Source organism: Paraburkholderia sp., from assembly GCF_050742655.1.
Taxonomy (GTDB): domain Bacteria; phylum Pseudomonadota; class Gammaproteobacteria; order Burkholderiales; family Burkholderiaceae; genus Paraburkholderia.
Genome location: NZ_JBOIGG010000002.1, coordinates 12,933 through 30,224 on the forward strand (window position 1 = coordinate 12,933; position 17,292 = coordinate 30,224).

A 17,292-nucleotide genomic window follows, 5' to 3' on the forward strand; every position below is an offset into this window, starting at 1 on the left:
GCCGACGGGTCGTGATTCCCCCTACATTTTTACGACGTCCAGGAGGGACTTCTGCCCCGACTTATAGTCGTAAAGAGAAATCGTCGGATGGGCGAGATCTCCTTTCGAGTCGAACTCGATCTTGCCGATAATGCCGTTGTAGTCTGTCTTTGGCATCGCGGCCAGGATGGCCGATGCCTTGACCGAGTTAGCGCGCTTCATGGCATCGACAATCACGTATACCGCATCGTAGCTGTACGGCGCATAAAGCTCGATTGGTCGCTTGAATCGCGCTTCGTACTTTTTCGCGAACTCCTGGCCTCGGGGCATTCTTTCGAGCGCCAGGCCGGCCTCAGAACACACCACGCTGTCGGTTGCAGCACCTGCGAGGTCGACAAGGTTGCCCGTGCACGCACCGTCGCCTAACAGAACCTTGGCGTTGATACCCAGTGCCCTGGCTTGCCTGGCGAACGGCCCTCCCGTCGCGTCCATACCGCCATACATGATCGCGTCAGGACGCTCCCCTTTGATTTTTGTCAGAACTGCCTTGAAATCAGTTGCTTTGTCATTCGTCGCATCGTGCGAAACGACCTTGATACCCAAGGTAGCGGCGGTCTTCTCGAACTCGTTAGCGAGCCCTTGCCCATACGCCGTAGAGTCGTCAACGACAGCAACCGTTTTGATGGCCATTGACGAGTGTGCGTATCGCGCGAGTGCGGGCCCCTGCTGTGCATCTGTCCCGACGACCCGGTACGTTACCTTGAATCCCTGAAGCGTCAGTTGCGGATTCGTTGCTGCAGGCGTGATGTTCGTGATGCCCGCATCGTTATAGAGGCGAGAGGCGGGAATGTTGACGCCCGAGTTCAGGTGACCGACAACGGCGACCACACCATCATCGATCATTTTTTGCGCCACCTGTGTGCCTTGTCGTGGATCGCCACCATCGTCCTGATTGTCCAGAACGAGCGTGATTCGCTCCCCACCCACAAACAGACCCTTAGCGTTTATTTCCTCCACTGCGAGCTGTGCACCGTTTTCAAGTTCCTTGCCTAGATGCGCCAAACCTCCAGTCAACGGAGCAACGTGTCCTATCTTTACGATCTGGTCAGCCTGGCACGAAATGCTCATGCTGGCGATGATCACGGGAACGTAGAATTTGAGGTGTTTCATATATTGTCAATCCTGACGTAATGTTAGACGACTCGGAAAATTAGCTTCTCGGGACACGTTCGATTCGTTCGTATCGCTTCAAATATCCACTCGCGTAAGTGCAGGCCGGCCAGGCACCAGGTCAACCACCGCGACGCTGCAGGATGGATCTGTATGCATCTCCCAGTACCTGTCGCGAATCCTTGAAGTGACAGAATCCGCGGTGCCGACGCTCACTGATTTTCCATTGATCCAGCCGACTGGCATCACGCCTCCAGCCGTGCTCGTTACGAAGATTTCTTGAGCCTGCATGAGCTCGCCGATCGGAAGATCTCGCTGCTGGAGGTTCAGGCCCATGCCTGTTGCAATCTCAATCGTGGTTTTGCGTGTGATGCCTTCCAGCACACCCGAACCAGGCGTTATCAGCACATCGTTGACGAACGCGAAGATATTGAAGCCCGGACCCTCAACCACATTGCCTCGGCCGTCCGTCAGGGCGGTCGTTTCGTCGCCGTGATCATATGCTTCGAAAAGACCCCGGATTAGATCGAGCCAGTGGTAGTTTTTAACGGTGGGATCGACGGCTTCCGGTGCGATGCGGTGCACGGTGCTAACGTGCATGCGTAAGCCCCTTTCTTGCTGTTGGCGAGTCGCGATCCATGTGAATGGCATTACGAACGCATAGAATCGATTGGTGCATTGTCGGGGGTCACGCGAACCCGGCGGGGGAACGCCTCGCGTACACACGACCTCGACATATGCATTGTCAAGGCCCGCCGAGATTACGCATTCCTTGAGGATAGATTCAATCTGCGATCGATCGTAGGGGATCTTCATTCGAAGCTGCTTCATTCCGTGCTCGAAGCGATCAAGGTGATCCTGCAAACGAAAAAACCGTCCACTCCATACATGCATCACGTCGTACGTCGCATCCGAATGCAGGAAACCCCAGTCGAGCATCGAAATCTTCGCTTCACTCAAGGGAACGACCTTTCCGTCAACGTATGCGGTGCCACCAGTCAGAGCCTCGACGCTATCTTCCTTTGCATTTGTAGCCAATGACTTGCTGTTTCTCTCACTCATCTTTCACGTCTCCAGTCTGAAATTGACCGCCCGGTCGCAGCAACGTTGTGACGTGGTAAGCAGATCAATATGCGCAAATCTTTTCTCACACGAAACTGCATTGCAATGGTCGCTTGATTGATCACCATTCAAACAGACATCTAAATGGCAATAATTAAAAATCGATAAAATATGCAGGATTGCAAAATATATGTGGCTAACGTTGTCACGAATTTTTTATGTACTGGCGATTTTTCAGATAGTTATAGGAATAGAGGTTCCCGCCTTAGTCTCGTCCATCGCGACATAAGAGTGGGTAATTCGCACACCTGGAAGCTTCAGAATCCGGTCCTCCAGCAATACCCGGAACCGGGCTATGTCTGGCACCCTGATCTTCATGACGAAATCAACGTCGCCTGTAATCATGTGGCATTCGACGATCTCATCGATTGCCGCGATACCTGCGCGAAACTTTTCATAAGCACCATCAACGGCACGATCAAACAGCACAAATGCAAAGATCAGCATTGGAAAGCCAACCTGATCTGCCCGTACGATCGCCTGATAACCCTGGATATAACCTTCGCGCTCAAGGCGACGCACTCTGTCGAGACATGGTGTCGGGCTGAGGTGAATCTGATTCGCGAGCCACTGATTGGTCGCGCGACCATGCTTCTGCAGTAACTTGAGAATCTGGACGTCCGTCGCATCGAGCTGCCGAGTAGAGACATCGCCTACCGTCTTTTCCGTCACACCAAACCGATTGGGCATCTGAACTCTCCGCAGGACCTACATTGCAATCGTCGTGTGCGCGGTTGCGTTCGATCTCGCGGCAAACGTACAAGCGGTACGAGCGGAAATCGGACACAACGTGCTCGAATGAACCGTGCCCGGCAACACGTCCGATAGTCTCCGGATACCTGTAGTTGCGTTATTCTTGCGTTGTCGAAACGACATGTCAAAGTTGAAATGACTGTATTCGTATTACATTGCAGCAGATCATGCTGTCACGTTGATGCGATCGGTGAGGCCACTTCCGGTGGAAGCGGGGTTGAACCCATAAGAATTGCTTTCAAAATGCGAATGACGGCTACGACTACGCCGTGGAAGAGCGACGTTTTCTTCCGGATGTACGCCCCATCTCGCAACCGTTTCAACCGGGAGAAACGGGAGCAATCACAAGGGTAGTGAAGCGGGCGGGGCTTTCTTTATACGTCTAACGAACCGGCGACTGCGCGGGTATGCGGACCGTCATCCGTTGATGAATGCGGCAGCTCCAGAACCTTTCCGTTGCGCGTCACTTCCACATCAATGCCCGTCACAGCCGTCCGATTGTCTTCAGGTCCGTATCCCCATGCGAGAGGTTCGACTCAGTGTATGACCTGAGCAGAACCGCGCTGAACAAAGTCAAAACCGGGATCTTGTCCGTCACGCGTAACCCCGGTCTATCGCATCGAGGCCGAAGGAACCGCCGGGCGGATCGACGAAGACCCTGCAGCTGCAAGGCGGTTCCCACACGCAACGTTCCCTTGCTGCTACGACGAACAGGATCAGACTCTTCTGTGAAATCATCTTCTAGAGAGAGGAGTCGCTTGATTGGAGGCGGGGTGGATATCGTCCATCCCGATCCCCATTTCACTGATAATTCGCTTCCCCGCCTCATTCAACGTCTCCATCAGTTCCGGCAAGCCTTCATGCAACAGTCTGCCGTGACGTTTCTTCCAGTTGCCGGCAATCATCACAGAGTCGACGTTGGACGGATTGGCATGCATGACGACCGCCGACACCGGATCATGTATGGGCTGCATGTTTAATGCGCGCGAAGACAGCATGACTAGATCAGCTTGCTTGCCAACCGAAAGGGAGCCGATTCGCGCTGCCTGCCTTGTCATCCGGGCACCATTCGTTGTAACCCATTCAAGCGCTTCCCGGGTGCCGATGCTGCTCTTGCCGCTCACGCCGCCTGCGTGTTTCGCTTCCATATTGTCAAGGGAGCGCTGGTGCGACAGTGCCATTCGCGCGGCCGTCAGCATGTCGCCTGAAACGGCAGACTCGATGTCACTGCCCAGTGAAGGCGAGTGGCCCCGCGCCCGCAATCTCCCGATAATCGGATGCCCGTGCCCACAGATCATCTCGCTTTCCGCTGTTGTCGTGAACGTGGCAGACGCGTCCATCAAAAGCTCCAGCTCCGTATCAGACAGATCGTTCCCGTGGACGATATTCACCCGATCATCCAGCAATCCGGCTGCGTGCAGGCTTAACCAGCCGCCAGGACTTCTGGCTGGGCCGCCGCCCTGGTGCATCGAGGCGACGAGTCCAAACTCGCGGGCCAGTTCGAAGTCGTGAAAGGCGACATCTATTGTCGAGTAATGAGGGCCGAGGATTGCCATGCCTAACGACAGCAGACCTTCTTCCATTTTGCACACGTTTGACAGTCGCTCGATCTCGCTGCGTGGGTGCGGCGTTTCCCAGAACGGACGACGCCCACTCTTCGGGTCCGGCTTCGGGGAACCGTGCAAGAACAGTGTTCGCAGGCCAGCCACCTTCAGCGCATCGATCGCCGCGTCCGTATGTTCGGGCGTTGGGTTGTTATGACACCAGTCAACCAGCGTGGTGGTGCCGCAGTCAATCTGATTGAGTGCTCCCACAAGCGTCGAAATATAGATGTCTGCTGGCGAGAATTTCTCGGCGAGCCCTGCATGAATCCAGCGCAGATATTCCGGTAAGGTCCAGTTAGACGCGATTCCTCGCATACATGTCTGCCAGGTATGCAGATGCGCGTTGACGAAACCTGGCACGACAATAGAGTCGCGACCGTCAATCACGTCCGCACCTGCGTCAGGAAGCTCCTGACCGAGCGCGGCGATCACGGACCCATCGATGAGAATGTCGCCGTGCAGATCGCCGAGCGATGGGTCCATCGTGATGATCGTCGCGTTTCTTATCAGAGTCTTTTGCATAGCCAACCTTTTCCTTTGCCAACTCTAAATATTCGAGACGCCCTCAGCCACCCTCGCCGTTGCCCTCAAACGGCGAGCATATTAAAAACGTAATAGAATAAATAGTGCGGGTTTGTGGAAACTCTGTTCACATCGGTGAATAATTTCTGAGGTAAGTCAATGGACCATTTGCAAGCTATTCGCATTTTTTCACGGGTCGTTGAAACAGGGGGGTTCAGCCGGGCAGCGCTCTCGCTGAAAATGCCTAATGCGACGGTAAGCAAGTGGATCAAATCGCTGGAAGTGCATCTTGGCGTGAAGTTGCTGGAACGCAGCACGAGGAGCGTCAGCGTGACGACCGATGGCGCCGCTTACTATGAACGTACTCGCCATCTGCTCATGGAACTGGATGACATAGAAGCCACGCTTGGCCGGGCCCAGACAAGCCCGCGCGGCGCGCTGAGGGTCGACTCCGGCGGGTCGACCGCGAGCGGCATACTAATCCCCGCCTTACCAGCCTTTTGTGCGCGCTACCCCGATATTCAGGTGCAACTAAGCGTCACCGACCGTACCGCAGATCTCATCGCCGAAAACATCGACTGTGCGATTCGGAGCACGTCCGATGATCCCAATCTTGTGACGCATCCGATCGGCGCGCTCGCGTGGACCACATGCGCGAGTCCCGCGTATCTGGCGAAGTACGGCACGCCGAAGCATCCGCGCGACATCGTCGATAAAGACATGCCTGTTGTCGGATACTTCTCCGCGAGTACCGGTCTTACCCAGCCACTTAAATTTTGTCGCGGTGTCGAGGAAATTACGCTCGACCGACCACGCAACGTCGTGCTCGTGAGCGAGAGCAATGCTCACCTTGCAACGGCGCTAGCGGGTCTGGGCATAGTTCACACGCTGGACTTCATGGTGCGCCCGTTCATCGACCAGAAGAAGCTCGTGCCCATTCTCGTTAAATGGCGCCCTGGTCCTCTTGAAGTCTATATTGCGTATCCTCCTAGCCGGAGATACAGCACCAAGGTGAGGGTGTTTGTCGACTGGGTGAGTGCGCTATTCGCGTCGGTGTGAATGAAGCTGGATGGGCCACGCGGTACGAAAGGGAAGATTACCCCCGGCCCGGTTCGTGGCCGCGCCTTCTGGGTACGCGGCAGGGCATGCGTGGTCGGGATATATGACGACTTTGGGAAACGGAATCGTGAAGATTGGCATCATTGGCGCCGCATAGCCGACACCGCGATCGAGGATGTAAGGCGCCGTGTTGCCGCGACCCGTTGGCCTGACGATCCCGGCAACGAGGATTGGAGCTATGGCGTCAACGCCACCTATCTGCGAGGCCTTGCGGATACCACAGTCACCGATTTTCATGGGCCAGACAAATGCGTCGATGGTTTGGGACGGTCAATTATCCACCCACGTGAAAGGAGAAACCACACCTCGCTAGTTTATCTGCTAAGCGAAACGCAATAGACTCAGCAGCGTCAATCATCCACCGAATCAACATCCAAATGAGCGCACACGACAACCTGGTTCTAGCCCAGGCCTTTCTCGCCAAACTGGGCTCTGGTGCCAGCCCGGAAGAACTTGCCGAGCTGTTTACCCCGGACCTTATCTGGGACATCCCTGGTGACGTAGGGGCGCTTCCATGGATCGGACGAAAGGTTGGGCGTAGCGCCGCGACCGACTTCTTCCGCGACACCGCGACCATGGTCGAGCGGGTGAGCCTGGACATTCAGGATGTCCTCGCCAGCGAGGAGCGCGCTGTGATCGTCGGTGAACTGAAGACTCTTATTAACCATACGGGAAAGCTGATCGAGACGGCATTCGCGATCATACTCACTTTCGCAGGTGACAAGGTCGCGACGTATGTGATGCTCGAGGACAGTTTCGCTGTATCTCGAGCCGCCCGGAAATAAGACATGAATGCGGGCGCCAATTGGATCAGGTGTCTGCCGGGAGGATAGGGGAGTTGTGACGCGGTCAGCTTGACCGCCCGCTCGCATGAGCGCAGATCAGCTTTCTGGGTGTTGCTCACGGCAATGTCACGTCATATGCGGGAGGCGCTCTCAATGTGAAAAGGATAACTGGCATGCGACGCAATTGAGCCACGAGTCGTCAGTAGCAATCGGCCAGTTTCCGGAAGACGGTTCGTCGGTGCAACGCTTACAGGCTATTGGGCCGACATGGTCTGCTGCATTGCTCGCACGTCGCGCAGTGGCGAGAGCCCATACATCCGGTTGTATTCCCTGCTGAACTGTGACGGACTCTGGTATCCGACGCGGTAGCCCGCAGTTCCAACATCAAGGCACTCCGTCAGCATCAGACGGCGAGCCTCATGGAGACGAAGTTGCTTCTGGTATTGCATTGGCGTCATTGCTGTAACCGCCTTGAAGTGATGATGCAGCGAAGAGATACTCATCCCAACCCGGTCGGCGAGTTCTGAGATAGAGAGGGGCGCGGTGAAATGTTCCCGGAGCCAGCCGATAGCCTGAGCAACCTTGTTACCCGGGGTCTCGCCCATCGCGATCTGCATCATTCGCGGACCGAATGGTCCGGTCAGAAGTCGATAAATAATCTCCTGCTCGAACAGAGGTGCCATCACCGGAATGTCGTCAGGTCGATCGAGAAGTCGCAACAGTCTGACAGAGGCATCGAGGAGATCTGCCTGTGCCGCGTTAACGGCCACGCCTCGCATTTCATGGGTGGCGAAGGCCTGTTTCGTCGGAGCAACCAGGTCGAGAACCTGTTTCAGGCGATCTGGTTTTATGGCCATGCCGAAACCCAATTGCGGCGTCTGGGCGCTCGCCCTGGTCACACGAGATGCGACGGGAAGATCTATCGAGGTCACCAGATAATCCCCGACCCCGTAACTGAGCAATTCCTCCCCGAGTCGCAGGCTCTTGGCTCCTTGAACCACGAGTGCAAGGCAAGGCCACTGGGCAATGTGAAGAGGCTGCGTCGGTGAGGAACGCCTGGCGAAAAAAAGACCATCGATAGCGGTTGCATACTCGCCATCGCTGCTGGCGAATCGAGCAATGATCGATGCCATTTCCGCACTGTGGGAGTTTGGGATGGTTGTCATTGATATCCGCAATGGGCAAGTCGATACAGTGCGGCGATGATATCTAATTCTGCGATCCGCTGAATCTTTTCCTGAGAGATTTGCAGGATCGTAGATAAATTTTGCAGAATCGAGATAACGTCGAGCCAGTACTTCATCGGATAGTAAGGGCCGCGGGCCCCCCCTCGAAGTCAACCAGAACAGGAGCATTCAATGACGAGTTCAGCGCCGCCCATGTCGAGCAAGGTCGTTCTGGTCACCGGTGCAAGCAGTGGTATTGGCGAGGCTACAGGTCGTTATCTGGCAGCGATCGGCCATACGGTGGTTCTTGGTGCGCGACGTACAGATCGGATTGGCTTGCTTGCGCAGGAGATCCGGGAAGCCGGTGGCAAGGCGTTTCATTGGCATCTGGATGTAACGGACCTGGAGAGCGTCAGATCCTTCGCCGCATCGGCTTACGACCAATGTGGCCGTATCGATGTACTAATCAACAACGCTGGTGTGATGCCACTTTCGCTGATGGAGGATCTAAGGATCGACGAGTGGGATCGGATGATCGACGTCAACCTCCGAGGAGTCCTTTACGGCATTGCTGCGGTTATGCCGATCATGCGCAAACAGGGCGTTGGACACATTGTTAACGTGGCATCGGTGTCCGCCCACCGCGTGGACCCGACCGCAGCGGTCTATAGCGCGACCAAGTTCGCGGTACGGGCACTGTCCGAGGGGCTTCGGCAAGAAAGCAAGGATGTCCGCGTGACAGTGGTCAGCCCTGGCTTCACACGCAGCGAGCTGTTTGATGGAATCGGCGTCGCACCGTTGAAGACAGCGGTTCGCGCGATGATGGACCAGGCGTCTATTCCAGCGTCCGCTGTAGCGGAGGCTATCGGCTATGCGATCGGCCAGCCAGAGAACGTCGATGTCGGCGAGGTAATCGTTCGCGCGACTGCCCAGGGATGATCGAGATGACGAGGAATCGGGAGAGGGAGGCTATAGAGATCACGACCTTCAAGCTTGCTGGAGGTCTTACGGTGAAGGATTTTATTGCTGCCAATGTCGACATCGATGAGTGGCTAGATCGTCAACCGGGTTTTCGGTCCCGGCGCATTGCGGAGCTGGAGGATGGTTCGATCATAGACGTGCTGATTTGGGATTCGGTCGCGATGGGAACCGACGCGGCAGAGCGGATCATGGTCGAGATGGCAGATTCACCTGTGCATGCAGCAATTGATCAACGCTCTGTGGTGTGGCGCATTGCGCAGGTACGGCATCAAACGGTTCGAGCGGCTTAGATTCCCAACCTTCAGATACGAAACGGGAGAGAGTCGCTGTTCGAGACGGTTTAGTGACTGTTCTTGGGGAAGGCGTTCCGGGCAGAGGGCAAAGGCTGGCGCCCGCGCTGACTCTCGTTCAGCGCTGCTGGCTAAAGCAGGCGCGCAGTTCAGCGACGAAGAGGTCCGGTTGCTCGAAGGCGGCGAAATGCCCGCCTTTCGCAACCTCATTCCAATAGAAGAGCTTTGAGTAGGTACGCTCGCCCCAAACTCTGGGTGGTCGCGAGATCTCGCCGTGAAAAACGGACACGCCGACGGGGATATCAAGTTGCTGCCGCGAAAAGTCCGTCGCAAAGCTCTCAAAGTAAAGGCGCGCGGAAGAGGCCCCCGTATTAGCCAGCCAATAGAGCGTGATGTTATCGAGCATCTCGTCGCGCGACAGTTCTCGTTCTGGCTCATTGTTGGTGTCGGTCCATTGGGCAAATTTCTCATATATCCACGCGGCTTGACCGGCCGGCGAATCCGAAAGACTGTAGCCAATCGTCTGCGGTCTCGTGGACTGGAGCTTCGAATATCCCATACCGTTATTGGCGAATGCCGTGAGTTGAGCGATGGCGGCCCTTTCTTCGGCGGTAGGCTCTCCTTCAACCGGTGGTGGGAACAGAATGGGAAGGTTCAGGTGAATAGCCTTCAGTCCGTCCACATGCTGCTTAGCCATCCATGTCGTAACGCCTGCGCCCCAGTCTCCACCTTGCGCAACCCAGCTTGAATAGCCCAGGCGCTTCATTAGCACGGCCCAGGCTTTCGCAATATGAGGCAAGCCCCATCCGCGCTCAGTCGGCTTGTCAGAAAACCCGTATCCCGGCAGCGACGGTACGACGACATGAAAAGCGTCATCAGGTGTGCCGCCGTACGCTGTTGGATCTGTTAGCGGTCCGATAACCTTGAGGAACTCGACAACCGAGCCTGGCCACCCATGGGTAAGGATGATCGGCAACGCGTTCTGGTGTTTCGATCGCACATGCAAGAAATGAATGCCAAGACCGTCAATCTGGGTCCGGTATTGAGGAACGCTATTCAGCCGTCGTTCGATACGGCGCATGTCGTAGTCGGATCGCCAATACACCACAAGTGCTTTCATCTTTGCTAGCGGCACGCCTTGGGACCAGTCACTGACGGTCTCCTTCTCGGGAAAACGCGTTGCAGCAAGTCGCGCCTTCAGATCCTGGAGCGCAGCAGTTGGAATGGCGACACGGAAGGGCGTTACGGCTTCTGAGGTGAACGGAAGCGCAATAGCCGTCGCTTTCGCTTCTGCTTTTCGTACCGCCGTCAAGCCGCTTCCAAGGCTCAACGTGCCAAGCCACGCAGCGGCTCGAAGCGCTTTGCGACGCATGAAGTCCACGCTAAGTGACGTCGAAGCGTCGGACGAAGTTGATGTCATGAGAAACCTCTATACGTTTGATGGGGCGAAATTCCTGTTCCGACTCAATGCGGGATGACGACGACTATAGAAGCCCAAAGATTGTTGATAAAGTGGCCAGGCGCGATATCTTTATCCACACACATAGATAATCGACATGGACCAGCTGCATGCCGTCCGGGTGCTCGCTCGCGTTGTCGAAACGGGCGCATTCACGCGTGCCGCCGACTCGCTCGACATGCCGCCTGCCACAGTGAGCAAACTCGTGCGATCACTGGAGCGACATCTCGGCATCAGGCTGCTCCAGCGAACCACGCGACGGGTCACAGTCACTCCAGAGGGGGCGGCTTACGAGAAGCGCGCTGCGCGCGTGCTGAAGGAACTCGAGGACATGGACGGCTACGCATCCACATCGGCTCGCCGAGCGCAAGTTGCGTGTTGATCCCTTCATCGCGCGGTATCCCGACATACGTGTCGATCTCGGTGTGGGTGACCGGCAAATCTCCTGGGCAAGAACGTGGATGGTGTGGCCTGCGGCGGCAGCGCCGACGAGCTTTCGGTAATTGCACGTCAGCTTGGCCGCGCAACATGGGTGACATGTGCGACCGTTGTATATTTGACATAATATAAATTAGCGAACTTTTTGATGTAGTAGCTTTATAGAGATGTCGTGTTCTAGCCATTTAGAAATGTCGTGTTTGGGCCTCGGTATGTTGGCCGGTTCCTCGTGGGACTACGGAGCCAGCCATGCATCCAGCCACCCTGGTGACATTGAACATGCGAGAACTCGACCGTCTGAAGGTAATCCAGGCTGTTGTGGACACGGGCCTGAAGCCCGGACGTGCGGCTGAGAAACTGGGCGTGACGGTCCGGCAGATCGAACGGCTGGTACTCAGGTACCGGGAATCGGGTGCAGCAGGCGCGATGTATGAACTCAACATTGACACGTTCTGCGCGAACAGCAGCCCGGCCAAGGGGCGCGTCGAGCGTGCGCATCTGACGCTGCAGGACCGGCTCGTGAAGGAGTTGCGGCTGCGCGGCATCAGCACGATCGTTGAAGCCAATGCCTATGCGCCCTCCTTCATCGCGTCGTACAACGCACGCTTCGCGAAGCCGCCGAGGAGCGATTTCGACGCACACCGGCCGCTGCGGGCCGACGAGAATCTCGATCTGCTGATGACGTGGCGCGAAACCCGGCGCGTGACCAAATCGCTGACGGTGCAGTACGACCGGGTGATGTACCTGCTGGACGACACACCGGAGAATCGCAAGCTGATTCATCGCTATATCGATGTGTGGGAGTACCCGGACGGGCGCATCGAGATCCGTGCCGATGAGCGGGTGCTGCCGTGCCGGCAGTACGACAGGCTGGCAGAACTCGATCGCGGCACGGTGGTGGAACACAAGCGCCTGAGCCACGTCCTGCAGGTCGCTCAGGTCATTCAGGCGCAGCGCGATAACCGGCGCATCTCCGGTTCCCCTTCGCGTACGAATCAGGGACAACCGGTTCGCGCAAAGGAGCGCACGCAGGCCACGAAGAAGCAGCGCGAATTTACGCAGGACGACATCAACGAAGTGGTCGTGGAACTGGCACAACGCAGACAGCCAAAATCACCCGGCAAACCCGGCCGTCGGCCTGCAGGTGCTGGCTGAGTGGACGCAAGCGCCCTGCTGTTTCAGGCGCCGTCCTTCAACAATGCGTGAGCGGCAACCCTTTATAAACGAACCCTTTAGCCCTTGAAAACACGACATTTCTAAATAGCTGCCGCTACGACATCTTGAAATGGCTACGACAGCTGGTCGTAATTTATCAACAGTCAAGTGGATAGTTAAATCAGAGTTCAGACCTCACAGATTCCAGCCGTAGAAACAGGACTGGACACCTCATCCGGTCTTTTTTTTCGCCTTCAACAACCAGCCTGAGAGACCCGCATGGCCATCCGAAAACATCACTTCCTCACACGTCACAACGCCGCCTCGCTGAACGAGTTCCAGTACTACGCGCGCGGCATCCCCACCAACTACCTGTGCCGGATGCTGCAACGTCACCCGCGCACCATCCGTCGATGGACGAGCGGCCAGGCCGTCATCCCGCCCTGGGCCATCGCCACGCTGCGCCTGCAAACGCTCGAGCACCAGCTAATACGCGACCAGATGGGCTACACGGCCATCGAGCGTGATGCACAGCGGCCGCCGGCCATCCCGCTGAAGCACACGATGCCTGCCGCGAACGAAGCCGTCTATGAACCGCGAACGCGACACCAACTCCCGTTACCCGGTTTCGCACACTGACAGCCGCGTGCCCTTCCATTGCAGTCCACACTTTTTGTATATACAATAAATCATGGAAATTGAATTCGATCCTGCCAAGGACGAGAGCAACATCCGCAAACACGGCATCTCACTGGCCCGTGCCGCTGAACTGGACTGGAACGAGTGCTGGGAACGGCGCGACGACCGTGCCGACTATGGTGAGGCGCGTTATGTCGGTCTCGCACCACTCGAAAATCGCCTGTACGTCATCGTGTACACCGAGCGCGGCAACGTAACGCGGGTCATCAGCCTGCGCAAGGCAAACCAACGGGAGTACGACGACTATGTCCGACAAGCGTAGATTGATCCGTCCAGGCGACGACGAAAATGCAGCGATCAATCGCGGCATCGAGAATGATCCCGATAGCCCCGAAATCACCCGGGAGCAGATCGCCGAAATGAAACCGCGCCATGCACGCATGGGACGACCTCCGGTCGACGTCACGAAAGTCGCGACCAGCATTCGTTACGACCGTGACGTCCTCGAAGCGTTTCGTTCTACTGGCGATGGCTGGCAAACGCGCATAAATGAAGTGCTGCGCGAGTACGCCAAATCTCACCACATGATCTAGATAGCGGATCTCTGGACTCAACCCTGCCCCGACTGTGCCGACCTTCATGGTCGGCCAGCGACGACTGATGCACACGAACATCTCACGAATGCGGGCAGGGACATGAACAACCATGTCGTCCTTGAAGAACACTACACCTGCAAGCGTTGCGACGCAGCGTTCGCCCGCATCATGGCGGGCGAACTCCGAAAGCAGATACAGATACTTCTGAACGCCGGTCAGCATTGATTCGCATCGGGCCATCGTTGCCTAACCGCCAATGAAAAAGCCCCGCCATGTAGGGCTTTCATCACATTCACGTGCTGAACCAGCATCGCGGCGGCCGGACACGACCGCTGCATCATTCCGATCAAGCCCGAACACATCGACGCGTGGCTCAATCCTGGCCCTTCGAATCTAGACGCGTAGTATGCGATCCTTCACGACCGCATCCAGCCGTTCTATGAGCACAAACTCGCTGCGTGATAATCCAGGATTGATCAAAATCGCTTCCAATGCCATTCTCTGTATCGTGCGGGCACAGGAGAATTAAAAGATGGCTACAGATCAGACGGATACAGCTCAAAAAGTTACATCGCAAACGAAGGCAATCAGGGGCGCTATGGGAGCCGCCTGTCTTTCAATTGTTAAATTCACTGCGGGAAAATATATCACAGCTGGTTTCGCCGCCATGATTGGATTCGGAATCGGAAGTCTTTGCTACATCATAGTGGGTGCTGTAGTTGCTGAGCATTTCGCTGAGGATTACGCAGATAATGGAAAAACAAAACGCAGCGCGTTCATCGCGGGTATTGTTGCACCGGGTTTAGTAGTTGCTCTTTTCGCAAACCCTCAACTCGCACGCGAATCATCAATCCCCGATATTCCAACCTTATCCACCAACATTTCGATGATACCCTTCCCTGTTCCCTTCATTTCGGACAGCTTCGCGGAATCTCCAACTGACGATCAAGGTGCACTATTGAACGCCAATGGAAAACCGTTTGTTCTTGGAAGGGATTACGCCGCTCCAGGTATTGCGGATGGTTTTAAGGCGGCACTAGGAATCGCATCGGAACAGCCCACTTTTTACGTCGTTGGAAAATCTAACGATCAGCAAACGGCATCGAAAACTGCCGATTTTCTGAATAAATCATTCGGATCGACGGTATTGGGTGGCAATAATGCCATGGTTGTCCGACCTTATAACGGGCATACTTTTTACGTCACAGTTGGCTCGGCATTGACGTCTTCTGCGGCGGTTGAGAGGCAAAGACAGATCAAGGCGTGGGCAACTGAAAAGCTTACCGATGGAGCATCTACTGATGATAAGACCGCTGCGGCGATTCTTTTAAAAGGACAAACAGTCCCCAGCGACTCACTGTTCACACCACGGTAGCGCGAGATTTTGCCACCATGCCGAATGCGATCATTGTTACCGACCTTACTGCGAATCGGGTTCTTCATCGTCGGTCTTGAGATCTTTCGGGAGAACCCACCAACTTCCTTTCCTCTTTTTCACTATCCGCTCTACCGCAACGTGATCCGGATCAACAAACTCCGGACTTTCCGAACCCGATTCGACAGTCGGTGCATCAGTAAAATTCCGTAGGCTCTCCACGATCTTCCTATCGCCCTCTGGACTACTTTCCGCCTTCCACTGTTGGCTCTCTCGCCAGCCAGGGGCATGCTTGTCCCACAACCGAATTATCAGCGCGTCGTCGCTTCCGACCGGCGATGGCGCAAACCGCATAATGCCGCGCTCCAATTCCTCTTGGGGAAAACTCGCGAAGTGTCCATTCAGTCGCCCAAGCTCCTTTTTTAGATCTTGTCCCCAAACAAAGCTCTGGTCCGAACGAAGGAACGGTACGGAACATCGTTTATGAAGCTTATCCGACGACACGAAAATCATGCAGAACGGCAGATATAACAGGTAACCAATGTCTACTCGATTCGACGCACGCTCAGCCGAAATGAGACTGGCGGCCATGCAAATCTGAAAGAACAGTTCGACCGCCAACACGTGCGCGGCATACGGGGCGTACTCGTAAAGGGGACGATACAACTCAATCGCCCAACGTTGGAGTATGGGGTGATGCAACTCACGAGGTATATCGACAAAAGCGAAGAGCAGCGCCATCTGTTCAAACGACTGCGTCTTAGACCGAACCAAATCCATTGCAATTTGGTGTGCGTCTTCGACAGACTTACAGTCCTTCGAGTCGATACCGACCTTCCGCATGCGCTCCGCCGTGCGGGGCAAATCAAGCGTCGACAACATGTCTCGCCAACCTCTCGCGAAAAGATGCTCGACCTCCTTAAACTCGCCACGCTGCCAACGACTAAATGCTTGGGCCTCAGGGGCCGGCTCAAACACCACGCCCGCCTTTCCATCAGCAGACCGGACAGCACGGCCTCCGGCGAGAGGTATTCGCCCACTCATGGGCAGCCGCATTCCCATCAGATTAGAAACGCAAAGTTCACGGTGATGAGCGCACGGCACACCAGTCAAGCCCGGTGTTTTATCGGCGATCATCCTGACCAACTGCTCACTCGTACGCCCCGATGAACTGGTGGCCTTCGTCAGATCAGCTAGCGTTTCGACGTAAAACAGCGGGCAAATATTCGGATAGAAAAAATGATCAAACCAGACCGATTCATCAACGGTCAGCGATTGAAGGAACGACTTATCAAACAGCGCGACTGGACCCATGTGATCTTCAAAGCCGTTAGCGAACGTAATTCGACTCGATCATGGTGCCATGTCAAGCTTATCAGGACAAGAACCGAGCAGCATCAGCGACAAAATTAGCAAAGTCAACAATCGTTGACTTATAGCTATCTGGTTGAAAGCCAAAAACACCCCAACTCCTGCTGCCAATACACCTGACATCGATTCAGCGTCGCCCCCGCCCATTTGGCGGCAGCAAATACACGTTTGATCACGCGCATCGGATCGTCCGACAGAATGTGATCGATCGACTCAGCGGCAGGCACCAAAATGCCCCTGCTCGTCCAGTAGCGCTTTTCGTTCAACTTGTGCGACTCGAAACCCTTCACGATGTACTTCGACAGGTAGCCCGCCAGCATGTGACGCGGGCCCTTCTCCCTGTACGGACTGCGCGCATGGATGTTGCCCATCGCCCGACCAACGATGCTCCACCAGATGCGCCGCATCAACTCCACACGCACACGCCCGTGCACTGCGATATGCAGATGCCAACCGCCGCTCTTGTGCCGCTCAGGCACCGCGACGTACTCAAACCCTTCAATCCTCGCCACGCGCCTGCGGAACTGGTCAAGACACGCCTTCAACCGTTCCGTATCCATCATCGCGCCACGAAACGTCAGCGTCACCAAGTGATCGGCCTGAATGGCCTTGCAGCGCTGCCGCACCTGCTGTTTTGCACGTTTCGCCGCATTGAGCAAATTGTCTTCGCTGTTCTCAGACTTGCCCCGCTTCGCCCGAGGTAACAAACTCAACCGTTGAGCGCCCATGTAGCGATCAGTCAGAGTCACAACCGTCTGGCCGACGAAC

18 protein-coding genes and 2 pseudogenes are annotated in these 17,292 nt (G+C 55.7%); 12 read left to right on the forward strand and 8 right to left on the reverse strand.

Annotation, left to right across the window (positions count from 1 at the left end; translation table 11 throughout):
- Positions 1-21: 21 nt before the first annotated feature.
- From ACREXZ_RS02690 to ACREXZ_RS02705, 4 genes are all read right to left on the reverse strand, one after another.
- The gene (locus ACREXZ_RS02690; protein ID WP_431762489.1) at positions 22-1,149 is read right to left on the reverse strand and encodes a branched-chain amino acid ABC transporter substrate-binding protein; all 1,128 of its coding nucleotides are present in this window, start codon (positions 1,147-1,149) and stop codon (positions 22-24) included.
- Positions 1,150-1,227: 78 nt separating this feature from the next.
- Positions 1,228-2,211, reverse strand: coding sequence for an aminotransferase class IV (locus ACREXZ_RS02695; RefSeq protein ID WP_431762490.1), 984 nt, complete (start codon positions 2,209-2,211; stop codon positions 1,228-1,230).
- 234 nt (positions 2,212-2,445) lie between these two features.
- A complete protein-coding gene (locus ACREXZ_RS02700; RefSeq protein WP_431762491.1) occupies positions 2,446-2,961 on the reverse strand; it encodes an Lrp/AsnC ligand binding domain-containing protein in 516 nt (171 codons plus the stop codon).
- Positions 2,962-3,758: 797 nt separating this feature from the next.
- Positions 3,759-5,150 carry an amidohydrolase family protein gene (locus tag ACREXZ_RS02705; protein ID WP_431762492.1) on the reverse strand — a complete coding sequence of 464 codons (1,392 nt, stop codon included), beginning with the start codon at positions 5,148-5,150 and terminating at the stop codon, positions 3,759-3,761.
- Between the two features lie 159 nt (positions 5,151-5,309).
- Here ACREXZ_RS02705 and ACREXZ_RS02710 point away from each other — a divergent pair, with 159 nt between their 5' ends.
- Genes ACREXZ_RS02710 through ACREXZ_RS02720 form a run of 3 tightly spaced genes read left to right on the forward strand, consistent with a single transcriptional unit; the run spans position 5,310 to position 7,054 of the window.
- The gene (locus tag ACREXZ_RS02710) at positions 5,310-6,209 is read left to right on the forward strand and encodes a LysR substrate-binding domain-containing protein (RefSeq protein ID WP_431762493.1); all 900 of its coding nucleotides are present in this window, start codon (positions 5,310-5,312) and stop codon (positions 6,207-6,209) included.
- A complete protein-coding gene (locus ACREXZ_RS02715) occupies positions 6,210-6,608 on the forward strand; it encodes an epoxide hydrolase N-terminal domain-containing protein (protein ID WP_431762494.1) in 399 nt (132 codons plus the stop codon). It begins immediately after the preceding gene.
- A 38-nt stretch (positions 6,609-6,646) separates the two neighbouring features.
- Entirely contained in the window at positions 6,647-7,054 is a 408-nt protein-coding gene (locus ACREXZ_RS02720; RefSeq protein WP_431762495.1) for a nuclear transport factor 2 family protein, read from the forward strand.
- Positions 7,055-7,308: 254 nt separating this feature from the next.
- Here ACREXZ_RS02720 and ACREXZ_RS02725 read toward each other — a convergent pair whose 3' ends face one another.
- Positions 7,309-8,187, reverse strand: a complete 879-nt coding sequence (locus ACREXZ_RS02725) for an AraC family transcriptional regulator N-terminal domain-containing protein (protein WP_431762496.1) — start codon at positions 8,185-8,187, stop codon at positions 7,309-7,311.
- Positions 8,188-8,412: 225 nt separating this feature from the next.
- Between ACREXZ_RS02725 and ACREXZ_RS02730 the strand changes: the two genes are divergently transcribed.
- Positions 8,413-9,159 (forward strand): SDR family oxidoreductase, encoded by a 747-nt coding sequence (locus tag ACREXZ_RS02730; protein ID WP_431762497.1) that lies wholly within the window; start codon positions 8,413-8,415, stop codon positions 9,157-9,159.
- Positions 9,156-9,491, forward strand: coding sequence for a hypothetical protein (locus tag ACREXZ_RS02735; RefSeq protein WP_431762498.1), 336 nt, complete (start codon positions 9,156-9,158; stop codon positions 9,489-9,491). The genes ACREXZ_RS02730 and ACREXZ_RS02735 overlap by 4 nt, the downstream gene beginning before the upstream one ends.
- Before the next feature lie 118 nt (positions 9,492-9,609).
- Here the strand turns inward: ACREXZ_RS02735 and ACREXZ_RS02740 are convergent, their stop codons facing one another.
- Positions 9,610-10,911, reverse strand: coding sequence for an epoxide hydrolase family protein (locus ACREXZ_RS02740; RefSeq protein ID WP_431762499.1), 1,302 nt, complete (start codon positions 10,909-10,911; stop codon positions 9,610-9,612).
- A 136-nt stretch (positions 10,912-11,047) separates the two neighbouring features.
- On the opposite strand from ACREXZ_RS02740, the gene ACREXZ_RS02745 reads away from it, so the two are divergent.
- The 7 genes and pseudogenes from ACREXZ_RS02745 to ACREXZ_RS02775 all read left to right on the forward strand — a co-directional run bounded on the left by ACREXZ_RS02745 (position 11,048) and on the right by ACREXZ_RS02775 (position 15,153).
- Positions 11,048-11,332: a LysR family transcriptional regulator gene (locus ACREXZ_RS02745; RefSeq protein WP_431762500.1), complete on the forward strand. Its 285-nt coding sequence runs from the start codon at positions 11,048-11,050 to the stop codon at positions 11,330-11,332.
- Between the two features lie 335 nt (positions 11,333-11,667).
- Positions 11,668-11,799 (forward strand): annotated as a pseudogene (locus tag ACREXZ_RS02750) (helix-turn-helix domain-containing protein); the annotation flags it as partial.
- A gap of 12 nt (positions 11,800-11,811) precedes the next feature.
- Positions 11,812-12,543, forward strand: a pseudogene (locus ACREXZ_RS02755) (ISNCY family transposase); the annotation flags it as partial.
- Between the two features lie 279 nt (positions 12,544-12,822).
- Positions 12,823-13,182, forward strand: a complete 360-nt coding sequence (locus tag ACREXZ_RS02760) for a hypothetical protein (RefSeq protein ID WP_431762501.1) — start codon at positions 12,823-12,825, stop codon at positions 13,180-13,182.
- A 52-nt stretch (positions 13,183-13,234) separates the two neighbouring features.
- Positions 13,235-13,504 carry a BrnT family toxin gene (locus ACREXZ_RS02765; RefSeq protein WP_431762502.1) on the forward strand — a complete coding sequence of 90 codons (270 nt, stop codon included), beginning with the start codon at positions 13,235-13,237 and terminating at the stop codon, positions 13,502-13,504.
- Positions 13,488-13,775: a BrnA antitoxin family protein gene (locus ACREXZ_RS02770; protein ID WP_431762503.1), complete on the forward strand. Its 288-nt coding sequence runs from the start codon at positions 13,488-13,490 to the stop codon at positions 13,773-13,775. Before ACREXZ_RS02765 ends, ACREXZ_RS02770 begins: the two co-directional genes overlap by 17 nt.
- A 535-nt stretch (positions 13,776-14,310) precedes the next feature.
- Positions 14,311-15,153, forward strand: a complete 843-nt coding sequence (locus ACREXZ_RS02775; protein WP_431762504.1) for a hypothetical protein — start codon at positions 14,311-14,313, stop codon at positions 15,151-15,153.
- Positions 15,154-15,198: 45 nt separating this feature from the next.
- On the opposite strand, the gene ACREXZ_RS02780 is transcribed toward ACREXZ_RS02775, so the two are convergent.
- Together ACREXZ_RS02780 and ACREXZ_RS02785 are read right to left on the reverse strand one after the other, a co-directional pair.
- Positions 15,199-16,467 (reverse strand): hypothetical protein, encoded by a 1,269-nt coding sequence (locus ACREXZ_RS02780; protein WP_431762505.1) that lies wholly within the window; start codon positions 16,465-16,467, stop codon positions 15,199-15,201.
- Between the two features lie 125 nt (positions 16,468-16,592).
- Positions 16,593-17,252 carry a rolling circle replication-associated protein gene (locus ACREXZ_RS02785; protein ID WP_431762506.1) on the reverse strand — a complete coding sequence of 220 codons (660 nt, stop codon included), beginning with the start codon at positions 17,250-17,252 and terminating at the stop codon, positions 16,593-16,595.
- Positions 17,253-17,292 lie beyond the last annotated feature (40 nt).